Origin of the sequence: Fulvivirga lutea (assembly GCF_017068455.1) — a bacterium.
GTDB lineage: Bacteria > Bacteroidota > Bacteroidia > Cytophagales > Cyclobacteriaceae > Fulvivirga > Fulvivirga lutea.
Genome location: NZ_CP070608.1, coordinates 4,000,045 through 4,020,390, shown reverse-complemented (window position 1 = coordinate 4,020,390; position 20,346 = coordinate 4,000,045). Strand labels below are relative to the sequence as shown.

General features: G+C 37.2%; 17 protein-coding genes and 1 tRNA gene. 5 read left to right on the top strand and 13 right to left on the bottom strand.

Translation table 11 applies throughout. The features are described from left to right. Window positions 1-3: 3 nt before the first annotated feature. Both JR347_RS17905 and JR347_RS17900 read left to right on the top strand, forming a co-directional pair. A complete protein-coding gene (locus JR347_RS17905; protein WP_205721940.1) occupies window positions 4-456 on the top strand; it encodes a hypothetical protein in 453 nt (150 codons plus the stop codon). Window positions 457-638: 182 nt separating this feature from the next. After that, entirely contained in the window at window positions 639-1,067 is a 429-nt protein-coding gene (locus JR347_RS17900) for a hypothetical protein (protein ID WP_205721939.1), read from the top strand. 2 nt (window positions 1,068-1,069) lie between these two features. Here JR347_RS17900 and JR347_RS17895 read toward each other — a convergent pair whose 3' ends face one another. The 3 genes from JR347_RS17895 to JR347_RS17885 all read right to left on the bottom strand — a co-directional run bounded on the left by JR347_RS17895 (window position 1,070) and on the right by JR347_RS17885 (window position 5,733). Next, a complete protein-coding gene (locus JR347_RS17895) occupies window positions 1,070-2,206 on the bottom strand; it encodes an ATP-binding protein (RefSeq protein WP_205721938.1) in 1,137 nt (378 codons plus the stop codon). A gap of 114 nt (window positions 2,207-2,320) precedes the next feature. Next, window positions 2,321-2,812: a SixA phosphatase family protein gene (locus JR347_RS17890; RefSeq protein ID WP_205721937.1), complete on the bottom strand. Its 492-nt coding sequence runs from the start codon at window positions 2,810-2,812 to the stop codon at window positions 2,321-2,323. Beyond that, a complete protein-coding gene (locus tag JR347_RS17885) occupies window positions 2,809-5,733 on the bottom strand; it encodes an FAD-binding and (Fe-S)-binding domain-containing protein (protein ID WP_205721936.1) in 2,925 nt (974 codons plus the stop codon). Before JR347_RS17885 ends, JR347_RS17890 begins: the two co-directional genes overlap by 4 nt. Before the next feature lie 98 nt (window positions 5,734-5,831). On the opposite strand from JR347_RS17885, the gene JR347_RS17880 reads away from it, so the two are divergent. Together JR347_RS17880 and JR347_RS17875 are read left to right on the top strand one after the other, a co-directional pair. Beyond that, complete coding sequence (locus JR347_RS17880; RefSeq protein ID WP_205721935.1) at window positions 5,832-6,299, top strand: C40 family peptidase; 468 nt, start codon at window positions 5,832-5,834, stop codon at window positions 6,297-6,299. A gap of 33 nt (window positions 6,300-6,332) precedes the next feature. Next, window positions 6,333-6,406 (top strand) — tRNA-Ala (locus JR347_RS17875). A gap of 119 nt (window positions 6,407-6,525) precedes the next feature. Here JR347_RS17875 and JR347_RS17870 read toward each other — a convergent pair. Together JR347_RS17870 and JR347_RS17865 are read right to left on the bottom strand one after the other, a co-directional pair. Further along, window positions 6,526-8,289, bottom strand: a complete 1,764-nt coding sequence (locus JR347_RS17870) for a hypothetical protein (RefSeq protein WP_205721934.1) — start codon at window positions 8,287-8,289, stop codon at window positions 6,526-6,528. Further along, window positions 8,279-8,983, bottom strand: coding sequence for a hypothetical protein (locus JR347_RS17865; protein ID WP_205721933.1), 705 nt, complete (start codon window positions 8,981-8,983; stop codon window positions 8,279-8,281). The genes JR347_RS17870 and JR347_RS17865 overlap by 11 nt, the downstream gene beginning before the upstream one ends. Before the next feature lie 297 nt (window positions 8,984-9,280). On the opposite strand from JR347_RS17865, the gene JR347_RS17860 reads away from it, so the two are divergent. Next, window positions 9,281-10,735: a hypothetical protein gene (locus JR347_RS17860; RefSeq protein ID WP_205721932.1), complete on the top strand. Its 1,455-nt coding sequence runs from the start codon at window positions 9,281-9,283 to the stop codon at window positions 10,733-10,735. On the opposite strand, the gene JR347_RS17855 is transcribed toward JR347_RS17860, so the two are convergent. The 8 genes from JR347_RS17855 to JR347_RS17820 form a co-directional block, all read right to left on the bottom strand. Further along, window positions 10,732-11,139, bottom strand: a complete 408-nt coding sequence (locus JR347_RS17855) for a response regulator (RefSeq protein ID WP_205721931.1) — start codon at window positions 11,137-11,139, stop codon at window positions 10,732-10,734. The genes JR347_RS17860 and JR347_RS17855 overlap by 4 nt on opposite strands. Before the next feature lie 110 nt (window positions 11,140-11,249). Next, a complete protein-coding gene (amaB, locus tag JR347_RS17850; protein ID WP_205721930.1) occupies window positions 11,250-12,794 on the bottom strand; it encodes an L-piperidine-6-carboxylate dehydrogenase in 1,545 nt (514 codons plus the stop codon). Between the two features lie 112 nt (window positions 12,795-12,906). After that, on the bottom strand, window positions 12,907-14,346 hold the full coding sequence (locus JR347_RS17845) for a trypsin-like peptidase domain-containing protein (RefSeq protein ID WP_205721929.1): 1,440 nt from the start codon (window positions 14,344-14,346) through the stop codon (window positions 12,907-12,909). Window positions 14,347-14,408: 62 nt separating this feature from the next. Then, window positions 14,409-16,430: an excinuclease ABC subunit UvrB gene (gene uvrB, locus JR347_RS17840; protein WP_205721928.1), complete on the bottom strand. Its 2,022-nt coding sequence runs from the start codon at window positions 16,428-16,430 to the stop codon at window positions 14,409-14,411. A gap of 3 nt (window positions 16,431-16,433) precedes the next feature. After that, a complete protein-coding gene (locus JR347_RS17835) occupies window positions 16,434-17,162 on the bottom strand; it encodes a shikimate dehydrogenase family protein (RefSeq protein ID WP_205721927.1) in 729 nt (242 codons plus the stop codon). 1 nt (window position 17,163) lies between these two features. Next, window positions 17,164-18,099, bottom strand: a complete 936-nt coding sequence (locus JR347_RS17830; protein ID WP_235689713.1) for a DUF368 domain-containing protein — start codon at window positions 18,097-18,099, stop codon at window positions 17,164-17,166. Between the two features lie 11 nt (window positions 18,100-18,110). Then, entirely contained in the window at window positions 18,111-18,884 is a 774-nt protein-coding gene (locus JR347_RS17825; RefSeq protein WP_205721926.1) for a phosphosulfolactate synthase, read from the bottom strand. After that, window positions 18,884-20,290, bottom strand: a complete 1,407-nt coding sequence (locus tag JR347_RS17820; RefSeq protein ID WP_205721925.1) for a tetratricopeptide repeat protein — start codon at window positions 20,288-20,290, stop codon at window positions 18,884-18,886. The genes JR347_RS17825 and JR347_RS17820 overlap by 1 nt, the downstream gene beginning before the upstream one ends. Window positions 20,291-20,346 lie beyond the last annotated feature (56 nt).

Genomic DNA, 20,346 nt, shown 5'->3' with positions numbered 1-20,346 from the left:
ACGATGAAATCATTAAGATATATTATAGCAATATGTGCCATAACAAGTTTAATGGCCATAATGGGTTGTGATAGTGGAGGAGAGGAGGCTCAGCCAAACCCTGCAGTTCAACAAGTAGCATTGTTAGTGAATGAAGGTAAACCATGGGTAGCCCAGTCAGAAACGTCTGTGTTAAAAGATGGCTTTGATGTGAGTGATCAATTTGAAGGGTTTAATGTAACGTTCTCTGAAGGAACGTTCAAAACAGAGAATGCCATTTCGAGTGCATGGCCTGCGGAAGGCAATTGGCAGCTGAGCGGACAAGATATTAACACTATTTTAAGAGGTGACGGAGTAGCCATGAAAACTCGAATAATAGGAAATACTTTGACATTGACATTCACTGCTGGGGGCCCATCAGGTGGCAGAATTAATAGTGTAGAAGGTGAATACCAGTTCGAGTTAATCAGTCAGTAGTAGTAAGTGTGTGATTGATAGAACCCTCTTTCTGCTTCGGCAGGGGAGGGTTTTTTATTCATCTGACTATCAAGTGATTGATAGAAAATAGTGAAATTAATTCTTTTAATCTCTGGTTATTTAACGACAACTTCCTGATAATTGAATTAACCAACTAAAACTAAAAATCATAAATAAGTAAAATGAGGCTATTTTCTCATGAAAAATTAACCATATCAGTAGAAGAAACGCAGGGATTGAAATATATAAAGGAGGAATGGTCTGGAATTCTGACCTCCACTATTTTTCATAAGTTAATTTACCAATCTCTCGATATTTATAAGAAAGAATTAAAGGCCTTAAAAGGCAAAAATGATCACTTTCTTCTACTAGCTGATGTATCCAAATTGGAACTAATCAGCTCAAAAGACATTGAGTGGCTTACAGATGAAATAAATCCGAAGTATGAGGAGCTGGGCTTCACTAAGCAAGCTGTAATCGTTCCAAAGTCGCAAATGGCTCAAACTACAGTAGCTGAATATGAGGGACAAACAGGTGGTTTCGATACTAAGATGTTTACAGATGAACTGGCCGCAAAGCGTTGGTTTTTGTCCTTGAAAAATGAAGAGTAAGGTTAGACATTTGGCATTATAAATGATAAAAAGTTATCAGGATTTACAACCTCAAACGCGGCATCTGGATATAATCGTGTAAATGTTAATGGTACTTTCGCCTTGCTATTAGAAGAATATTTAAATTCATAGGCCTTTAGCACACCTTCACTGTCTTCCAAATAATCAATTTCTTGCTGTTGTTTAGTTCGCCAGAAAAAAGTATTGGCGTAGCTGTGGTAGTAATGGTTTAACTTCATCCTTTCACTTATCAGGAAATTCTCCCATAATGCACCTTTGTCTCGTCTAAAGGTTAATGCAGAGAAATTTGAAATTAAGCTATTTCGTATTCCATTGTCGTAAAAGTAAATTTTCTTTGAGGTGGAGATCTCTTTTCTGGGGTTTCGGCTAAAAGATGTCAGCCTAAAAATCACGAAAGTTTTTTCCAATATATCTAAATAGTGGCTTACGGTATTCTTGTCTATTTGCAACATATTGGCGAGCTCGTTGTACGATATTTCATTGCCCAGTTGGTAGGCGAGGGCTTGTAAAAGCTTCACGATTATATCTGGTTTTCGTAGGCCTCCTATAGTTAAAACATCTTTGTATAAATAGCTGGTAGCAAGTTGTTGGAGTACCTCTTTTTCTTCACCATTGGCATGAGCGTTTATCACATCAGGGTACATGCCGTATATTAATCGTAACTCTAGTTGTTGTTTGGCCGCTAGATAGCCATAATGATTTTGAAATTCCTGCCAAGAAATAGGGAATAACTTGTATTCCCATTTTCGTCCTGTTAATGGTTCATTTATTTTTTGGTTAAGTTCCAATGCCGATGAACCGCTTACTATTAGGCGCACATCATTAAATTGGTCGGTTATAATTTTTAAGGCAAGACCTATATTTTCAATGCGTTGGGCTTCATCAATAAACACGATTTTAAATTGCCCCAGAAGTTGGCGTATTTTTTCTGTATTGGCATTTTCGAGTTCTTCTCTTACTAAACTATCATCCCCATTTAAAAATAAATAAGCACCTTCAGTTTTTAATACCTCTCTGATAAGTGTGGTTTTCCCTGTTTGGCGTGGCCCCAGTATTATAATTGCTTTCTTATCCGCAAGTCTTTTTCTTATCTCAGGTGTTATTGTCCTAGTAATCATACAATCAAATTTAATCAAATTTGAATTATATTCACCAAAAGTATATGTTATTCGGTGATCGTATTCACCAAAAGTATATATTATTCGGTGATCATATTCACTAAAAGTATATGTTTATATATTCTTTGGATAATCATAAAACAGTAATTGGCCATAGCCAAAACTAATTTCTGACCACTTTTTTACCTCGAAACTACAGGCAAATACCCCACAAGTAGGGATATTGTAAATATCTGTATTAGCTAATTCGTTCGCAAAGTCAGTAAAACCCGGGTTATGCCCAAATAGCATTAAAGACTGGTGTTCATCTGAAACATTTTGAACTACCTTTAGTAGCGTGTTTTCACCAGCATGATAAATTGATCTATCAGTAGCTATTTTCTTCTTCGGGTAACCAATTTCTTGCGCAATGTTTTTACAAGTAGTCAATGCGCGGTTTGCCGGACTTGAGAGAAGTAAATCCGGAAGTATGCCTTTTTTTCTCAACCTTTTGCCCATTTCTGGGGAATCTCTTTCTCCGCGTTTATTCAATGGGCGTTCAAAATCTGTAAGCTCAGGGTAATCCCAGCTAGACTTTGCATGTCGGACTAAATAGAGTGTTTTCATAACAATGCATTATACAATATTTCAGCAGGATGTAAGGCCTTCCGGTTCACTCCATCTTTTATCTGATGTCTACAGCTAGTGCCAGCTGCGGTAATGAGCACATTTTCTGGCTGATTTCTGATGGTTGGGAATAACACTAACTCCCCGATTTGCATGGAAACATCATAGTGCTCCTTTTCATAACCAAACGAACCTGCCATACCACAACAGCCAGACGGAATTAACTCTACCTTGTAATTCTTGGGCAGCGAAAGTATCTTTTTACTAGGTACCAATGAAGAAAGAGCCTTTTGATGACAATGGCCATGAAGTTTAATGAGACGATCTTCAGTAGTAAACTGCGCTGAACTGATATTTCCTTTTGCCAATTCTTTAGCTAAAAACTCTTCAAACGTATAAACGTTCTTTGCGAGCGATTTGGATTTAGTCACTAATTCTTTGTCTACTAAATTTGGGTACTCGTCTCTAAAAGAGAGGATAGCAGAAGGTTCAATTCCAACCAATGGAACTGCCTCACTAACTAACTCACTAAATAAATGAACCTGCTCGATGGCCAATCTTTTGGCTTCTGTTAACATACCTTTTGAAAGGTACGAACGACCACTTTCCGGGTGATCGATGAGACGCACTTCATATCCAAGTGTATGAAGCAGCTTAACTGTTATAATACCTATTTCAGCATCATTGTAATTGGTAAATTCATCGCAGAATAAATACAAACTACCTTTTTTGTTTTCAATGGCTGGTAGTTTATTAAACTCTCTGTTATACCATTTTCTCAATGTTTTGGTGGCCAGTTTTGGCATGCTCCGTTTGGGATGAAACCCGATTAATGGCTTAATTAGGTTAGACAATGGCGAGTTCATTGCCAATGAATAACCCCATGGCATGATTGAGGCCAGTTTATTCAGTTTAGAGAAATTACCAATCATTTTTGTTCTGAAAGGCACACCATTATTCTGATAGTATTGATGTTGAAACTCGGCCTTTAGTTTACCTACATCAACATTGGATGGGCACTCAGATTTACATCCTTTACACGATAGACATAAGTCCATTACCTCTTTTATTTCGCTGCTATCAAAAGGATTGTTCTTTGTAGAGTTGGTGAGAACTTCTCGAAGAACATTTGCCCGCGCTCTTGTGGTGTCTTTTTCATTTTTAGTGGCCATGTAAGAGGGGCACATCGTACCACCACTTAAATGCGTTTTTCTACAATCTCCAGAACCATTACACTGCTCAGCTGCCCGCAAGTAACCTTGCGTATCTTCAAAGTTTAGAACTGTCTTAAATTGCTTTGTTTCTTGGCCTGGCTTAAACCTCAGGCTTGTATTCATTGAAGGCGTATCAACAATTTTACCCGGATTAAAAATATGATCAGGATCCCATGCCTTTTTTATTGATTTAAGAAGTTCATAATTCTCCTTACCAATCATAAAAGGAATAAACTCACCGCGCAAACGGCCATCACCATGCTCACCACTTAAAGACCCTTTATACTTTTTTACGAGCGTAGCAATCTCTTCCAACACGGTTCTAAAAAGCCGATTACCTTCTTCAGTTTTAAGATTTAGAATAGGTCTTAAATGAAGTTCGCCCGAGCCTGCATGGGCATAATGCACACAGAAGAGGTTGTATTTTTTTAGCGTTTCATTAAACTCATTAATATATTCCGGCAGGTCATTCACATCAACAGCGGTATCTTCAATTACCGGAGCGGGCTTTGCATCACCGGGCATATTACTTAAAAGTCCTAGCCCTGCTTTTCTGAGCTCCCAAACCTTTTTTATATCATCACCACTCACCACTGGATAATGGTAGCCTAAATTTTCACTTTTGAGATCGCCAATTAAATTTTTACAAGCTTCTTCCAGCTCCTTTTCACTATCTGAAAAAAGCTCAACTACTAATATTGCTTTTGGATCATCCTTAACAAAAAAGCGATTTTCTTTTTGGCTGATGTTATCCTTGGTGCGCTCTAATATGTAATGATCCATCAATTCTGATGCAGATGGATTGTATTTGAGCGCTATCAAATTGCCTTTGAGAGATTCGTAAACAGATTCGAAATGTGCACAAACCAGTGCCTTATGTTTAGGCGGTAAAGGATCGATGTTCAACTTAGCCTCAGTGATAAACGCAAGTGTTCCTTCAGATCCTGCAAGTAGCGTACAGAAATTAAATAGTTCTTTGGTTTCTATAAATGGACAGGTGTCACCCAATAAATCAATAGCATAGCCAGTGTTTCTTCTTTTTATTGACTTTTTTGGATATTCTCTTTCAATCCTTTCTCTATTGGTTTGGTCGGATAATATTGCTTTGATGTTTCGATAGATATCACCCTCTAGTGTTGACAAAGTGCATTTAGCTTCAAACTCTTCTTTAGTAAGCGCCTTTAATTCTATTTCAGACGCATCTGATAGAAGAACCTTCGCTGAAATTAAATGATCTCGTGTGCTACCATATATTACTGAATTGGAGCCACAGGAGTTGTTGCCAATCATACCACCAATCATTGCCCTGTTAGCGGTAGAGGTTTCTGGGCCAAATAAGAAGCCCGAAGGTTTCAAAAACATATTTAGTTCATCGCGAATAACTCCAGGTTGAACGCGCACCCATTTCTCACCTTCGTTCAATTCAACTATTTGGGTAAAGTGTTTTGAGACATCTACAATAATTCCGTTTCCCACAACCTGACCAGCGAGTGAAGTGCCTGCCGTTCTGGGAATTAAAGAAGTATTATTTTCTTTAGCAAAACGTATCAAATGCTTTAAATCAGCTACTGATTTTGGAAATGCAACTGCAGCAGGAATCTCCCGGTAGGCCGAGGCATCCGTAGCATAAATAGTTTTAGATACGTTATCCCAAACTATTTCTCCCTCAAGGCTGTTTCTTAACTGATTTAGACGATTTACATCCATTTTCACATCTATCAAACATGAAAATTAGAATGTTTTTACCGTGGTAGAAAAGAAATGGTTAAGTTTAAATTGATTTTTTAAACTAATTACTAATTACAATGAAACTTAGGTTCATTGCATTTGCATTATTAGCCCTTGTTTTAGCATCATGCGGGGCGGCAAAAAAGGCTCGAATTCGAGAGCAAAAGATTAACACCGTTATTTCTACAGCCAGAAGTTATACCGGCACTCCATATCGGTGGGGCGGCACTTCAAGGTCTGGAATAGATTGTTCAGGACTGCTGTGTAATTCATTTCGGGCGGTGGACTACGAACTTCCAAGAACGTCAGACGCTCAAAGTAAGGTAGGGAAAAAGGTAAAGGAGAAAGACTTGCGACCAGGGGATTTGGTATTTTTCGCCACTGGAAAGCGTAAAAGAAAGATTACACATGTTGGACTGGTTACTTACTCGCGCAAAGGCACGGTAAAGTTCATACACAGCTCAAGTTCATTGGGCGTAGTTGAAAACAGTTTGAGTAGCGATTACTATAAAAAAAGATTTCGAACTGCAAGGCGACCTTTTTAATAATTCAGATTTATTTATATTTGCCAACCTTATGGGGATGTAGCTCAGTTGGCTAGAGCGCTTGACTGGCAGTCAAGAGGTCGTGGGTTCGAGTCCCATCTTCTCCACACAAAAAAAGCACCAGTTTAGGTGCTTTTTTTGTTTATGCGAACTCGGTTTTGATCTATCCTATCAGAGCTGTATCACCGACTTGGAAAACTTCAATTTTATTTTGAGGATAGGCAAATTAAATATCCGCATAAAAACCCTTAGAGCAGTAAATTCTCCCGGCATTCATATAAAATTTATATTCACTGTCATATGACCCTTCAAACAAATTAATTGTTTTGATGATTTCTTTGGTTTCTATGTTGTACACTTCAAAAGTATCTTGACTAGTGACCCAACCAAGTGTGTTTCTATTTAAATCGTAAGTTAAATTTTTGACACTGTGAGATAAGTTTAATGAGTATACTATACTGAGTGAAGTTTTATCAATTTCTTTAAACTCGTTACCACTCAAAACGAAGATTGTACTACCATCTTGATTAAATTCGAATTCCCGAGCAACAAACTCACGAGTATTGATAGGTCTATTATCAATAATATCTTCTATAAAACAGCCTGATGATGACTTTGTAATAATCATATCTCCTTGAGGACTAATTTTAATATATTCTAATTGACCCTCCAATCCGCTTCCATAATTTATTTCACCAGTTTTGATATTCAGAATTGCATGATTAGTTGAACCAGCAATATAAGCTGCATGATCATTGTCTGAAATTGTTAAACCTCCTCTACAACCAAAAACTACTGATTCAATTTCATGCTGATCAATTATTATATCATTATTAGGATTATAAATATGGAAAGTTTTATTGTCACCATATCCGATTATGTTCATGCCGTTTTGGGAGACTGCCAAATGATAAATATCTAAATATTTATCGTTGTGAACGCTATAAAAATCGTTATTAGATTTTAAGTAAAGCACTTCATTAACGCTTGGATAAAATAATTCGTCAAATTCTGAAAAATCTTCACCTGACCTATAATAGAAGAGCTCTTTTCTTTCACATTCATTTTGACCAACTTTAAATGCATGTTCTTGACCGAGCCTTATTTTGGTGACTGAAGAAGTGTCGTTAATGTTTGTGCTTTCGAAGATAGTATTATCATTTTCTGTGAGTTCATACCCTTTAAAATACTTGTAAAAAGGAGACTTATTCCAAATTAGTGTCAATTCATCCCCATCAAGACTTGATTCTATAATTTCCAGTTGATATCTCGAGTCGTAATATTCAGTCACTTCAGTATAATTTGACGTAATAGGTGATCTTATCGATCCTGTTAACACACACTCTCCTCCTACAAAATCTTGAAGCTCATAAGAAGTGATATCTCGATCCTTTATTTCAAGAGTTTCATTGCATTGTTCATATCCATCATATTGAATACTAATATTAATATTATATTTTTCGAAAAAGTGGCGCTCATATTTGTTCCATTCAATTTTTAAGGCTCCATTTTCGACCCTTAATTTTGAAAAATTAATCTTATCAGGAGGTGAATTATCAAAACACAAAGTATACTTTCTTGTCCAAATAAGTTCCTCGAAACCTAACTGGTCGATATAGCTCCCAGTTCCAGTATTTGTGTATGCCTCAATTATAAGCTGCCTACAACCTGTAAAATTATGTGGCGGATCAACGGTTAATGAGCTTTTGGTTTTATTTTTAGAAATATTCTCAAACTCTTGCCTTGCTTCCAGTAGTTTTTCACCACCAAGAGTTGCATTAATTTCTATGTGTTTATAATTCCCCTCAGTAGTAAACTCCAAAATGGTACTTTTTTCAATAAATATTGAATCTTCCTGATCTGTCAATTCAAACTTCGAAATTTCAGTTGTTGGAGTTTTTGATATTACTTCCTTTTCAACTTCATCAAATTCATATTGGCACGAAAAATTAACCAATATCAAAAGTAAAATAATGTATTTATTCTTCATTTCCTGATTTGAAAGTATACGATATGCCAAAACCTAATCTTAAACCGCTCCAATCTGCCTTTATTTGTGATCCGGAATCGGTCACTACCTCAAAATCATCAATCATCAATGGTTCTGTAAAATGTGCAGAGTAACCAACCCGGCTCACAAGTCCAATATGTTTTAAAAGTTTGAAGTCTATCTTTGTTTGCGGATTTATGAAAATATTAGAGGATTTGAATTCAACGCTGGTTTTTTCATATAGTTGAGTATTAGTGTCACTTGGAAGTAACTCATCTATCACTTCTACTTTCGTGATGCAATAACCAACTCTAATTCCTGGACTTATTGATAAAAATCTATTTATTCTCAGCTCTTTTTCTCCAGCGATCCCAAAGTTATTAGATGAAACAGGAATGTCGATTCTATAATGAGCTGAGTAATCCCGTACACCAGATCTAGCTCCTGTATTTGAATGACTATAAAAAAAACCGAAATTTAATTGACTGGTCTTATAGAGTATAGATATATCAATATCCAGTGTAGAAGGGAAATCATCGACTGTTTTAAGGTTTGCCTGACTATTGAGATAATTTCTGAATTGTTTTAGTGAAGACATATTATAGTTTCCGTAAACTACCCCTGGTTGGATAGATATTTGCGAAATTGAAACTAATGGATAGATTAATAATAGGCTTAAGAAGAGAGTTTTCATAAGCTTGTAAAGTTAATAATAATTCTTCCTTAATAAATAAAATTAAATACTAAAATTATCATAATGTTTACACTAAAAAGTCACAATTAAAAACTTAAGCGAGTTGAGGTAGTTGGTTCTAACTAAGAGACTGCCACGTCCTATCGCCCCAGTATTGACTATTAATTAAATCTAAAAGCTCCTTTTTTTGTCTCCCGCTTTACACGAGTTAAATTTCTGCCCATTATTTACTATCTTTTCAATTAAGTAGCTAATTTCAAAGTCAAGAACCAACTAAATCATAATAGGCAACTGTAGATGGCTAAATTAAAAAACATAATCAAGCAGCTTTCTGCCAAAGATTACGAAGCTATTTATACTTCTTTAATTGAAAGTAATGCTGAAAAATCAGCTTATTTACTTCAGGCTATGCGTGAGCGCCAGCTCTCTGATAATAAAATTATGAACGAGCTGGAAGTAAACACAAATGCTTATTATACGCTCCGTTCAAGGTTGAATCAGAAAATTGAGGAGCACCTCCTTCAGCAAATGGAGAGCCCCAGAACTGATATTCTTAAGAAGGTAGCAAACATCAATGAAATCATTTTCACAAAGAAAAAAGCCATTGCCACTGCTACACTTAAGAAGCTCGAAAAGGAATTGTTGGATTATGATCTTTCCAATGAACTTACTGTAGTTTATAAATCATTAAAAAAACTTCATTTACATTCACCGGACTATTTTAACTATTCTCAGCTGTATAACCGCCATGTAGCTTACATGTTGGCTGTGGATAAGGCCGAAGATTTGTTAGCTGAATACTTTAAAAAATATGGTGAATACGCGCTGTCAGGTGATGACACCGATAAGATGGGCTTAGATCTTCTGTTGAAGGAAATGAAGAACGTAGCGGCATTGTATGAGTCTCACAGATTGTATGTATATCAAAGTTGTATCATCATTTTTCATAGGCTTTTTGTGGATCAGGAAGAGTCAATGGATGATGGTGAAGAACCGATAGAAGATATACTCGATAACGTAGCTAAGATATTTAACCAGTATCAGCTAGACTCAATCTATTATCATCTCAATTTGGTTTTTGAGTTTTTAAAACTCGAATACTACAATCATTATAAAGTATATAGAAAAGCAGAACACTTTTACGAAGAAGTAAATGATGCTGCGGATAACTTACTTACCAACTATAACCTATACACGTTTCCGGCCCAGTTTCTTGTAACTAAAATGAATCGTCATTTAAGAATGGGAACCGAGCAGGCTATGTATGAGGAAAATGAAGGTGCTTATCAAGATTTTGAAGTGGATAAATTAGATGCGCCTACTTTCCTGGTGTATACCATGTATAGAGCCATTTCAGCGTATTATGTGGGTAAATATGAAGAATCAAGTAAGTGGATCAACAACCTGTTAAACGAGGTAAGTCTAAAGAAATACCCCTATATCCAATTGGAGATTAAACTAGTGCTTGCAGTACAATATTGTATGCTTCACGATTTTGAGTTGTTTAACCAACTGATCAACAGTATTCAGCGTCAGATACGACTATTAGGCAAAGAAAACTGTGAGCACATCATCTTATTTACCAAAATTCTGAAAACAGCGATAAGCGATGTGAAGAAGAATAAGATTGATAAGCTGAACAGTATGGTAGAGAAAATAGGAGAGGTGAAGACTCCATTCTTTTCGCCTTCACTACTTATCAAATTCAAGGGCGACTTTGTCGAGAGAATTGCTAATAAAGTAATTGTTTAAATATCCAGTTTTTCCAGATTCTCCTGCGATAGCGGCTTGTTAATATACTTCTTAACGTAAGAGTATTTCTTCGATTTATTTACGTCCTGTGGGTTGATGGAAGAGGTGAGCATCACAATCTTACACTTGCTTCGGGTTTGGTCAGAAAGTTTTTCAAACTCATCTAAAAATTGAAAACCGTCCATCAGAGGCATATCAATATCAAGAAAAATCACTTCTGGTAACACACTCATTGAAACCTCGGGCAGCTTACTGATATTTTTAAGAAATTCAATGGCGCTTTTGGCACCTGTATGCGTGTAAATATGCTCTGCAATGTCCGAAGCTTCGATCATTTTTTGATTAATGAGATTATCGATCTCATTATCATCTATTAGCATTACTGAGTGAAATTTTTTAGACATACTTTTTCAATTGAATTCTCCACTAAATATAATTCTAATTAGGCGATTACAAAAAAGAAAGGGATACTATCTTCATAGTACCCCTTTATCCTTTTATTCTTCATAATCTATTACAGATCGAACTTAATTCCTTGCGCTAATGGCAGGTCTTTTCCATAATTGATCGTATTGGTTTGTCTACGCATATACACTTTCCACGCATCTGATCCAGACTCGCGTCCACCACCAGTTTCTTTTTCACCACCAAATGCACCACCAATTTCAGCACCTGATGTTCCGATGTTTACATTGGCTATTCCACAGTCAGAGCCTGCGTGAGATAAGAAGCTCTCAGCTTCGCGCATATTGGTTGTCATAATAGCTGAAGATAAACCTTGCACCACACCGTTTTGAATTTCAATGGCCTCATCGATTGTGCTGTATTTCATTAAGTACAGAATGGGAGCAAATGTCTCATGCTGTACGATTTGCAAATCGTTAGAAGCTTCTGCAATTACTGGTTTTACATAGCAACCTGACTCATAGCCTTCGCCAGTTAGCACACCACCTTCTACTAAAATAGATCCGCCCTGTTTCTTAATTTCTTCAATGGCATGCTCATACATTTTAACAGCATCCTTATCGATAAGTGGGCCTACATGGTTCTTTTCATCCAATGGATTACCGATTCTTAACTGTCCGTAAGCGTTGGTTAATTTATTTTTAACTTCTTCAAATTTACTTTCGTGGATGATCAATCTTCTGGTAGAAGTACATCTCTGACCACACGTACCAACAGCACCAAATAATGCTCCGGTGATAGCTACATCTAAATCAGCATTTTCTGTGATGATGATTGCATTATTGCCACCAAGCTCTAGTAAAGCTCTTCCTAAACGAGCACCTACGGCTGCGCCTACTTTCTTACCCATTCTTGTTGAGCCAGTAGCTGATACCAAAGGAACTCTTTTGTCATTTGACATGAGTTCGCCTATTTGATAATCGCCATTTACTATGCATGAAACGCCTTCTGGCACATCATTCTTAGCAAATACTTTGTTAATGATATTTTGACAAGCGATACTACACAATGGAGTTTTTTCAGAGGGCTTCCAGATACAAACATCACCACAAACCCAGGCCAGCATCGTATTCCAAGACCATACGGCTACAGGGAAATTGAATGCTGAGATTATACCCACGATTCCTAATGGGTGATATTGCTCATACATTCTATGGCTTGGTCTTTCAGAGTGCATGGTAAGTCCGTGAAGCTGACGGGATAAACCCACAGCAAAATCACAGATGTCTATCATTTCCTGAACTTCTCCTAAGCCTTCCTGATACGATTTACCCATTTCATAGGAAACTAACTTTCCTAATGGCTCTTTATATTTTCTTAATTCTTCACCAATCTGGCGAACTACTTCACCTCTCTTTGGTGCAGGTATTAACCTCCATGATTTAAACGCCTCGGCTGCTTTACTTACAACTTCTTCGTATTGTTCAGGAGTAGTTGCCACTACTTTTCCGATCAATGCACCATCAACAGGAGAGTAAGAGGCAATCTCTTCTCCTTTATTTGCCAACCAGTTTGACCCGGTGGATGTACCTGAATTAATGTCTTTTATTTCTAGGGCCTTTAGGGCTTCAGCAATACCAAATTTGTTACTCATAATTACGTTAATTTATCAGGCTGCAAAGCTATAAAATTTAACTTAAGGAGGCAGTCTATAGGAAATAAAAAAGGAGGCTATTGCCTCCTTTCAATCGTTTGTATCATAACTTTTACCAATCTACACCTAAAACTCCCGGGTCGCCAGTGGGTGTAATACCTTCTACAAGAATTCCACCTTTCTTATTTTCTAATACCAAGTGTAAGTCGGCCAAATCAACAATATCTACTTTGTCAATTTTAGTGATGATGAATCCTTCTTTTAATCCTGACTCTTTCCATTTACCGTCATTCACTTCGGTGGCTTTCACGCCTCCATTAAGCTGTAACGAGGCCATTTCATCATTATTTAATTCTTCAAATACTGCACCCCCTAATTCAGGGTTATAGGTTTTGGAAATCAGGTCGGTAGTACCGGAAGTATTTCTAAGAATAGCTTTCACGCTTTTACGTTCCCCTCCTCGTATGTAGGTAACTTTTACTTCATCACCCGGACGATTACGAGCTACTAATTCCTGTAATTCAGAGACATTAGTAACCTCCATTTCATTGATGCCTACGATCACATCGCCTTGTTCTATTCCTGCCTCTTCAGCAGAGCTGTTTTCATTAACATAACTTACAAAAACGCCATTAACAACGTCCAGGCCTCTGGCTTCAGCTAAACGGGCCGTTACATCACCAATTCGGATTCCTAATAACCCTCTTTGCACTTCTCCATACTCCAGAAGGTCGTCCATTACTTTTTTAACCAGAGTTACTGGTACAGCAAACGAATAACCGGCATAACTACCATTAGGTGTTGCAATGGCAGTATTAATCCCCACTAACTCTCCCTTTAAGTTTACTAGAGCACCACCACTATTACCTGGGTTTACTGCAGCATCGGTTTGTATAAATGACTCAATTTGTAAATTATTTCTATCTCTAAGTATTCCTATATTCCTGGCTTTAGCACTTACAATACCCGCAGTAACTGTAGAATTTAAATCAAAAGGATTGCCTACGGCTAATACCCATTCTCCTGTTTTAATATTATCTGAATTGCCGTAGCTTAAATACGGCAGGTTAGTTTCTTCAATTTTAATTAAGGCAAGATCAGTAGTTGGGTCTTTACCCACTAGCTTCCCAAAATAGCTTCTGTTATCCTGAAGAACCACTTCAATTTCACTGGCATCATCTATAACGTGGTTATTGGTAACAATAAAACCATCATCAGTTAAAATAACACCTGAACCTGAAGACTGTGCAGGTCCACGAAAAAAACCTTCTAATGCATTAAAGCTGCTAGCTCCACCACTATATACCGATCTGATATGTACCACAGACTGTGTAACCTTATTGGCTGCCGAAACGAAATTAAGCCCTTGAGGTATTGCGAAGGCAGTATCAGAATAGCTAACATTGCTAACTAATTGGTCCTGACGGTTTGAGATGGACGAGTAATTATAGCTCTGATTGTTTTGAACATAGGTCAATACAATGGCTGCGGATAGCATAGCGCCAATCATACTTGAAGCCAATACGATTATAAAAAGAGATCTTGAATTCATAAATCAATCGTTTAACTATAATTCAACGCATTATTTTAAATTGTGTTGAGTATAATTTGATCTTATTCCTTTTCCTCTAACAATTTCTTCAGCTCAAGCATTTCATCTCGTAGTCTGGCAGCTTCCATAAAGTTTAATTCTTTAGCAGCTTTTTCCATCGATTTTTGGGTGTTGGCTATCATTTTCTCTAAGCCTTTTTTATCCATGTATGAAACGACCGGATCTGCGGCAATGGATTGTTCCTCTTCGATATAATATTTGGCTGAAGAGGCCTTTCTATCGGCAACCTTCGTTTGTTTTAGAATTGCATCTTTTGAACGAATGATAGTAGTAGGAGTAATGCCATGTTTTTCATTATAAGCAATCTGCAAGCTTCTTCTTCTATTGGTCTCATCAATAGCCTGCTGCATTGAACCAGTTACTTTATCAGCATACATAATTACACGACCGTTGGAGTTACGTGCTGCTCTACCTATTGTTTGAATTAACGAACGCTCATTTCTTAAAAATCCTTCTTTATCGGCATCAATAATGGCAACCAGAGAAACCTCTGGTAAATCAAGTCCTTCCCTTAGCAGGTTAACGCCCACCAACACATCAAATACTCCCAATCTTAATTCGCGTAAAATTTCAACTCTATCCAGCGTATCTACTTCGCTGTGAATGTATCGACATTTTATATTTACTCGTTCAAGATACTTAGTGAGCTCTTCAGCCATTCTCTTTGTAAGTGTGGTTATAAGAACGCGTTCTTCTTTCTTCACTCGCTCATCAATCTCCTCCAGTAAATCATCAATTTGATTGGTGCTTGGCCGCACATCAATCTCAGGGTCTAGAAGGCCAGTAGGGCGTATGACCTGCTCTACGATGATCCCTTCTGATTTTCGTAATTCATACTCAGCAGGAGTTGCACTCACATAAATGGTTTGATTCAATAGCCCTTCGAACTCATTAAAAGTAAGTGGCCGATTATCAAGTGCTGATGGAAGTCTAAACCCATAATCAACTAAATTTACTTTTCTTGAACGGTCGCCACCCCACATTGCTCGTACCTGTGGAATGGTCACATGGCTTTCATCAATGATCATTAAATAATCATCCGGAAAATAATCAAGCAAGCAGAAAGGGCGAGCACCTGCTTGTCGTCTGTCAAAATATCTGGAGTAATTCTCAACTCCTGAGCAATATCCAAGCTCACGCATCATCTCAATGTCAAATTCAGTACGCTCTTTTAAGCGCTTGGCTTCAAGATGCCGCTGTTCAGATTCAAAGTAATTTACCTGCTCCACCATGTCATCCTGAATTTCATGGATGGCAGTGTGTAGTAATTCTTTGCCTGTTACAAATAAGTTTGCTGGAAAGACTGTTACAGCGGTTTCATCACTGATTTTCTTTCCTGACTGCGGGTCAATTTGTTGAATGGATTCAATATCATCACCCCAAAAAATGACACGGTAAGCAAAGTCTCCATAGGCAACGAAGATGTCCACAGTATCTCCCTTCACACGAAATGTACCTCTTTTAAATTCACCTTCTGTTCGGCTGTAAAGAATGTCAACAAGAGCGAATAATAATTTATTACGAGCGATGGTTTCTCCTACGCGCAGTTTTACTATGTTTTTCCCAAATTCTTCCGGGTTACCTATACCGTAAATACAAGAAACTGAGGCAACTACTATTATATCTCTTCTGCCTGTAAGCAATGATGAGGTAGCACTTAACCGTAGCTTTTCTATTTCATCATTAATAGAAAGATCTTTTTCTATATACAATCCTGAATTTGGTATAAATGCCTCTGGTTGGTAATAGTCATAGTAGGAAATGAAATATTCAACCGCATTTTCCGGGAAGAAGTTTTTAAACTCTCCATACAGCTGAGCCGCCAGGGTTTTATTATGACTTAATATTAAAGTAGGCTTACCTGTTTTGGCAATTACATTGGCCATGGTAAAGGTTTTTCCCGTACCAGTTGCACCTAATAATGTTTGATTTAACTCGCCTTCTTCAATACCTTTAACAAGTTCTTTTATGGCTTTTGGTTGATCACCTGTTGGCTCATATTCACTTGTAAGTTTAAATTCCATGCTTTATTTATTCCAGATTTTCCAAGATTCCTCTGCTTGTAAATGTAACATTTCGAGGCCGTTTTTGATAGAAGCTCCTTTTGATTTTCCTTTAGCTAAAAAGAGTGTTTCTTCTGGATTGTAAACGAGGTCGTAGAGGTAATGTTCAGATGTAATTTGATTATAATCTAAGTCCGGACAATTATCAATTTCAGGTGCCATACCTAAGGGAGTTGTATTGATAATTAGCTTGGTTTTGTGAATTAACTCATTCACATATTCATATGATATCTGCGATTCACTGGGATTTCTGGATACTAGTTGATAGTCAATTCCTAAATCTTTTAATGAACACTCAACGGCTTTTGATGCACCTCCGGTACCCAAGACCAGTGCAGTATTTCTGAATGGTTGCGGTAGCCATTGTTCTAATGATTTCTTAAAACCTAAATAGTCAGAATTAAATCCTATTTTTCTACCTTTCTCAAGCTTGATCACATTAACTGCCCCTACTTTTTGTGCAGTATCATCCAACTGATTTAAATAAGGGAGAACACTTTGCTTGTAAGGTACGGTAACATTTAAACCCTTTAGTTCGCTAAGCTTAAATATTTTTTCGACTTCCGAAATGGTACTTAATTCAAAAAGATCGTATTGATGATCTTTTAATCCGAGCTCTTGAAATTTTTGAGTGAAGTATTTTTGGGAGAAGGAGTGTGAGAGCGTTTTTCCGATGAGGCCAAACCTTGTCATATCAGTTTACAATCTTACGATGTGCAATCTTTTCAATTACTACTACTATTAGGATACCCAGAGCCATAAAAAGAATTGCTTGTAAAACCATTGGATATTCACCAGTTGATCTTAAAAACTCCCCTGGCAAAACATTTTTTGTAATGGTAGCAACTTGGTGTCCTTCACTATTGATTCTGAAAGCTAAAGCAATTTTCCATGGCCACACTTTGTTTAGTGAGCCAATCATAAAGCCTGAAAGTAGCGCAACGGCCAGATCATGATAGTTTTTTAACAACCAGGAAACTGCTCTGGCGAATGACAAAAGGCCAACGATACAACCAAGCGCAAAAACACCTATCACTAATAAATCTCGTTCCGTTACCGCCTGAATGATAAACTCGTATTTTCCTAATATCAATAAGATAAATGCACCCGAAATGCCCGGAAGTATCATTGCACAGATGGCAATGCAGCCAGAAAGAAAAATAAACCAATATGCCTCAGTTGTTTCTGCCGGGGATGTTATGGTTATCCAATAGGCTATTGCTACGCCAACCAGCATGGAGGCAATAACACTCACATTCCATTTCTTGATCTCTCTTAAAACCAAAAGTGATGAAACAACAATAAGGCCAAAAAAGAATGACCATATTGAAATAGCCTCATTTTCAAGTAGGTACTTGAGTATTTTAGCTAGTGATAATAAACTGGTGAGTACACCTAAAAAAAGTGGGAGTAAAAATTTGCCATTAACGGACTTCCAAAAATCAGCTAATTTGAATTTGAAAAGCAGGCCCAATGATTCTCCATTGATGGATTTTATTGAGTCTAAAAGCTCAGTGTAAATTCCTGTGATAAACGCAATGGTTCCACCAGAAACTCCCGGAACAACATCGGCACCACCCATTGCCATGCCTTTGAGGTAAGTCAATAGCTGTGTCTTAAATTTACTCACTGCGAAAAGGGCTAATTATCTTTTGTCATTTTTAAGAAGTGACTGAATGTATCGCCTCTTAATCCTAAACGGATAGTTTCTAATGGAATAACCTCATTAGGAGCAATATTGCCCATGTTTACATTGCAACCTAAAAGCTTTATAAACCAAACCTGCTGTGCTTTTTGTGGGGCTTCCCAGATAATTTTTTCGAAAGGAATTTTCGTTAATATTTCCTGAACCAGACCTGATCTTACTTCACCGGAGGATCTAAATAGACCAACATTACCACCTTCGCGAGCTTCGCCAATAACTTTCCACGCTCCGGCATCTAATTCAGCTTGCATTAAACTTATCCACTGATAAGGAGGAATGATTTTCTCTTCATCTTTAGAACCAACCTCTGATAATACAGTTACTTGTTCAGAAAGTTTGCTGATGTAATCGCATTTTTTATCGTGATCTAATTCAATTGATCCGTCAGATACTTCAGCGTAAGACAGGTCGTACTTATCCAGTACTTTTCTGTAATCGTCAAATTGATTTCTTACAATGAATGCCTCGAACAAAGTGCCGCCAAAGTAAACAGGAATACCTGCATCCTTATAAAGCTTAATTTTATCTTTCAAATTAGGCGTCACGTACGAAGTAGCCCAACCAAATTTTACTATGTCTACATAGTCGCCACTTACCTCTATAAAATCTTCAACTTCTCTTAAGCTAAGGCCTTTATCCATGGCCATAGTAAATCCGAACTGCCTGGGCTTCTTGGTGCGCTCAGGTATATTGTTCAAAGTATAATTCATTAGGAATTGTCTTTTCTAAATTGGTCAATTATTTTGTACAGTGCCTTCTGAGTTTCTAACTGTGGAAAGAAATCAAAGAGCACCACATGATTTTCGAAGTCCAAAATTAGTGCATTTTCTAAATAATTAAAGGCTTCTTTGTATTTGCCTGCTGCAATAAGGTATGCAGTAATTCTATAGAAGTAGTCAGACTCGTCAGGAAGTTCTTCTAAGCCATTGATTATCAGGTCAATAGCTTTGTCATATTCTCCCTGATCGTAATAAATATATGACCAGTTTAACCAAATTTCTTTATCCTCAGGGCTGAGCATACTCGCTTCTTCATAGGCATCTATGCTCGAAACAATATTTCCAATGTTGAATTCAGCTTTAGCAACAGCTTTCCAATAAGACGAGTTCTCATAATCAAGCTTTAGTGCCTTATTATAAAAATGCAGTGATTGATACCACTTTTGTTGCATTTCAAGGCAGTGGCCAGCACCAAACCATGCTTCGCCATAAAGGTTATCCAGTTTAGTTGCTTTTTGGAAATATTTAAGTCCTAGTTCGTATTGCTCAAGGTTTTCATATGCTTTTGCCATTTGGCAATATACCTCAGCACTTGGTCCCTCAATGTCGATAGTTGATTTATAAGAATCTAAGGCCTTTGTGAACTTCTCAGTCTGCATATAGGTATTACCCATATTGTAATAGGCAGAGGAGAAGTTTTCCTCGATTGCAATGGCAAATTCATATGCAGAAAGTGCCTCTTCATACCGGCCCAGCTTGTTATAAACTATACCAAGATTATACCACGCAGCTTGTGAATAGGGATCTGCATCGATAAACTTTTTATAATAGTCGATACTGCTTTCTAATTCCCCACAAACATCTAAACAATAAGCCAGTTCATAAAGAGCACCGTCATGGTAGATGTTCTCTTCTATTGCGTTTTTATAAGCTTCAATGGCCTCGTCATAGTTTTCAAGGCTTTGGTGTGCTAAGCCCAAGCTGTAATAGGCTTCATCTTTCTCTTCCGAAAACGTTAAAGCACTTTCATAATTTTCAATCGCATCCTCATACTTACCTAAAAGCGATAGGATAGAACCCTTCATCAGGAATATTTCTCCGTCATTCGGTTGATACGATTGTGCCGTTTCTAATAATTCAAGAGCTTCATCATATCGCTCTAAATTCGATAGAATTTGAGATTTTGTAATCAGTAATTCAATAGAATAGGGGTATTGTTCTTGTGCGATACCTACAGCAGCAAGCGCCTGATTATACCTGCCATGATCCTGATAGTAATTGATTATATGCTCAAAATTGTCTAGCTCAAAGAAGTGAGACGCTATATTTTTTTGATATTCCTCAAAGCGCTTTACGAGTTCATCTTCTTCTTTCTTTTTCTTGAAATTTTTAGCCATTAAGAAAGTTTGAAAGTTTAATCAATTTAACGAAAAATTTCCTTTAATGAGATAGT

Excerpts from the sequence above, each read along its gene's own strand:
- JR347_RS17905 (WP_205721940.1), top strand. The coding sequence starts at position 4 with ATGAAATCATTAAGATATATTATAGCAATATGTGCCATAACAAGTTTA.
- JR347_RS17900 (WP_205721939.1), top strand. The coding sequence starts at position 639 with ATGAGGCTATTTTCTCATGAAAAATTAACCATATCAGTAGAAGAAACG.
- JR347_RS17895 (WP_205721938.1), bottom strand. The coding sequence starts at position 2,206 with ATGATTACTAGGACAATAACACCTGAGATAAGAAAAAGACTTGCGGAT.
- JR347_RS17890 (WP_205721937.1), bottom strand. The coding sequence starts at position 2,812 with ATGAAAACACTCTATTTAGTCCGACATGCAAAGTCTAGCTGGGATTAC.
- JR347_RS17885 (WP_205721936.1), bottom strand. The coding sequence starts at position 5,733 with ATGGATGTAAATCGTCTAAATCAGTTAAGAAACAGCCTTGAGGGAGAA.
- JR347_RS17880 (WP_205721935.1), top strand. The coding sequence starts at position 5,832 with ATGAAACTTAGGTTCATTGCATTTGCATTATTAGCCCTTGTTTTAGCA.
- JR347_RS17870 (WP_205721934.1), bottom strand. The coding sequence starts at position 8,289 with ATGAAGAATAAATACATTATTTTACTTTTGATATTGGTTAATTTTTCG.
- JR347_RS17865 (WP_205721933.1), bottom strand. The coding sequence starts at position 8,983 with ATGAAAACTCTCTTCTTAAGCCTATTATTAATCTATCCATTAGTTTCA.
- JR347_RS17860 (WP_205721932.1), top strand. The coding sequence starts at position 9,281 with ATGGCTAAATTAAAAAACATAATCAAGCAGCTTTCTGCCAAAGATTAC.
- JR347_RS17855 (WP_205721931.1), bottom strand. The coding sequence starts at position 11,139 with ATGTCTAAAAAATTTCACTCAGTAATGCTAATAGATGATAATGAGATC.
- amaB (WP_205721930.1), bottom strand. The coding sequence starts at position 12,794 with ATGAGTAACAAATTTGGTATTGCTGAAGCCCTAAAGGCCCTAGAAATA.
- JR347_RS17845 (WP_205721929.1), bottom strand. The coding sequence starts at position 14,346 with ATGAATTCAAGATCTCTTTTTATAATCGTATTGGCTTCAAGTATGATT.
- uvrB (WP_205721928.1), bottom strand. The coding sequence starts at position 16,430 with ATGGAATTTAAACTTACAAGTGAATATGAGCCAACAGGTGATCAACCA.
- JR347_RS17835 (WP_205721927.1), bottom strand. The coding sequence starts at position 17,162 with ATGACAAGGTTTGGCCTCATCGGAAAAACGCTCTCACACTCCTTCTCC.
- JR347_RS17825 (WP_205721926.1), bottom strand. The coding sequence starts at position 18,884 with ATGAATTATACTTTGAACAATATACCTGAGCGCACCAAGAAGCCCAGG.
- JR347_RS17820 (WP_205721925.1), bottom strand. The coding sequence starts at position 20,290 with ATGGCTAAAAATTTCAAGAAAAAGAAAGAAGAAGATGAACTCGTAAAG.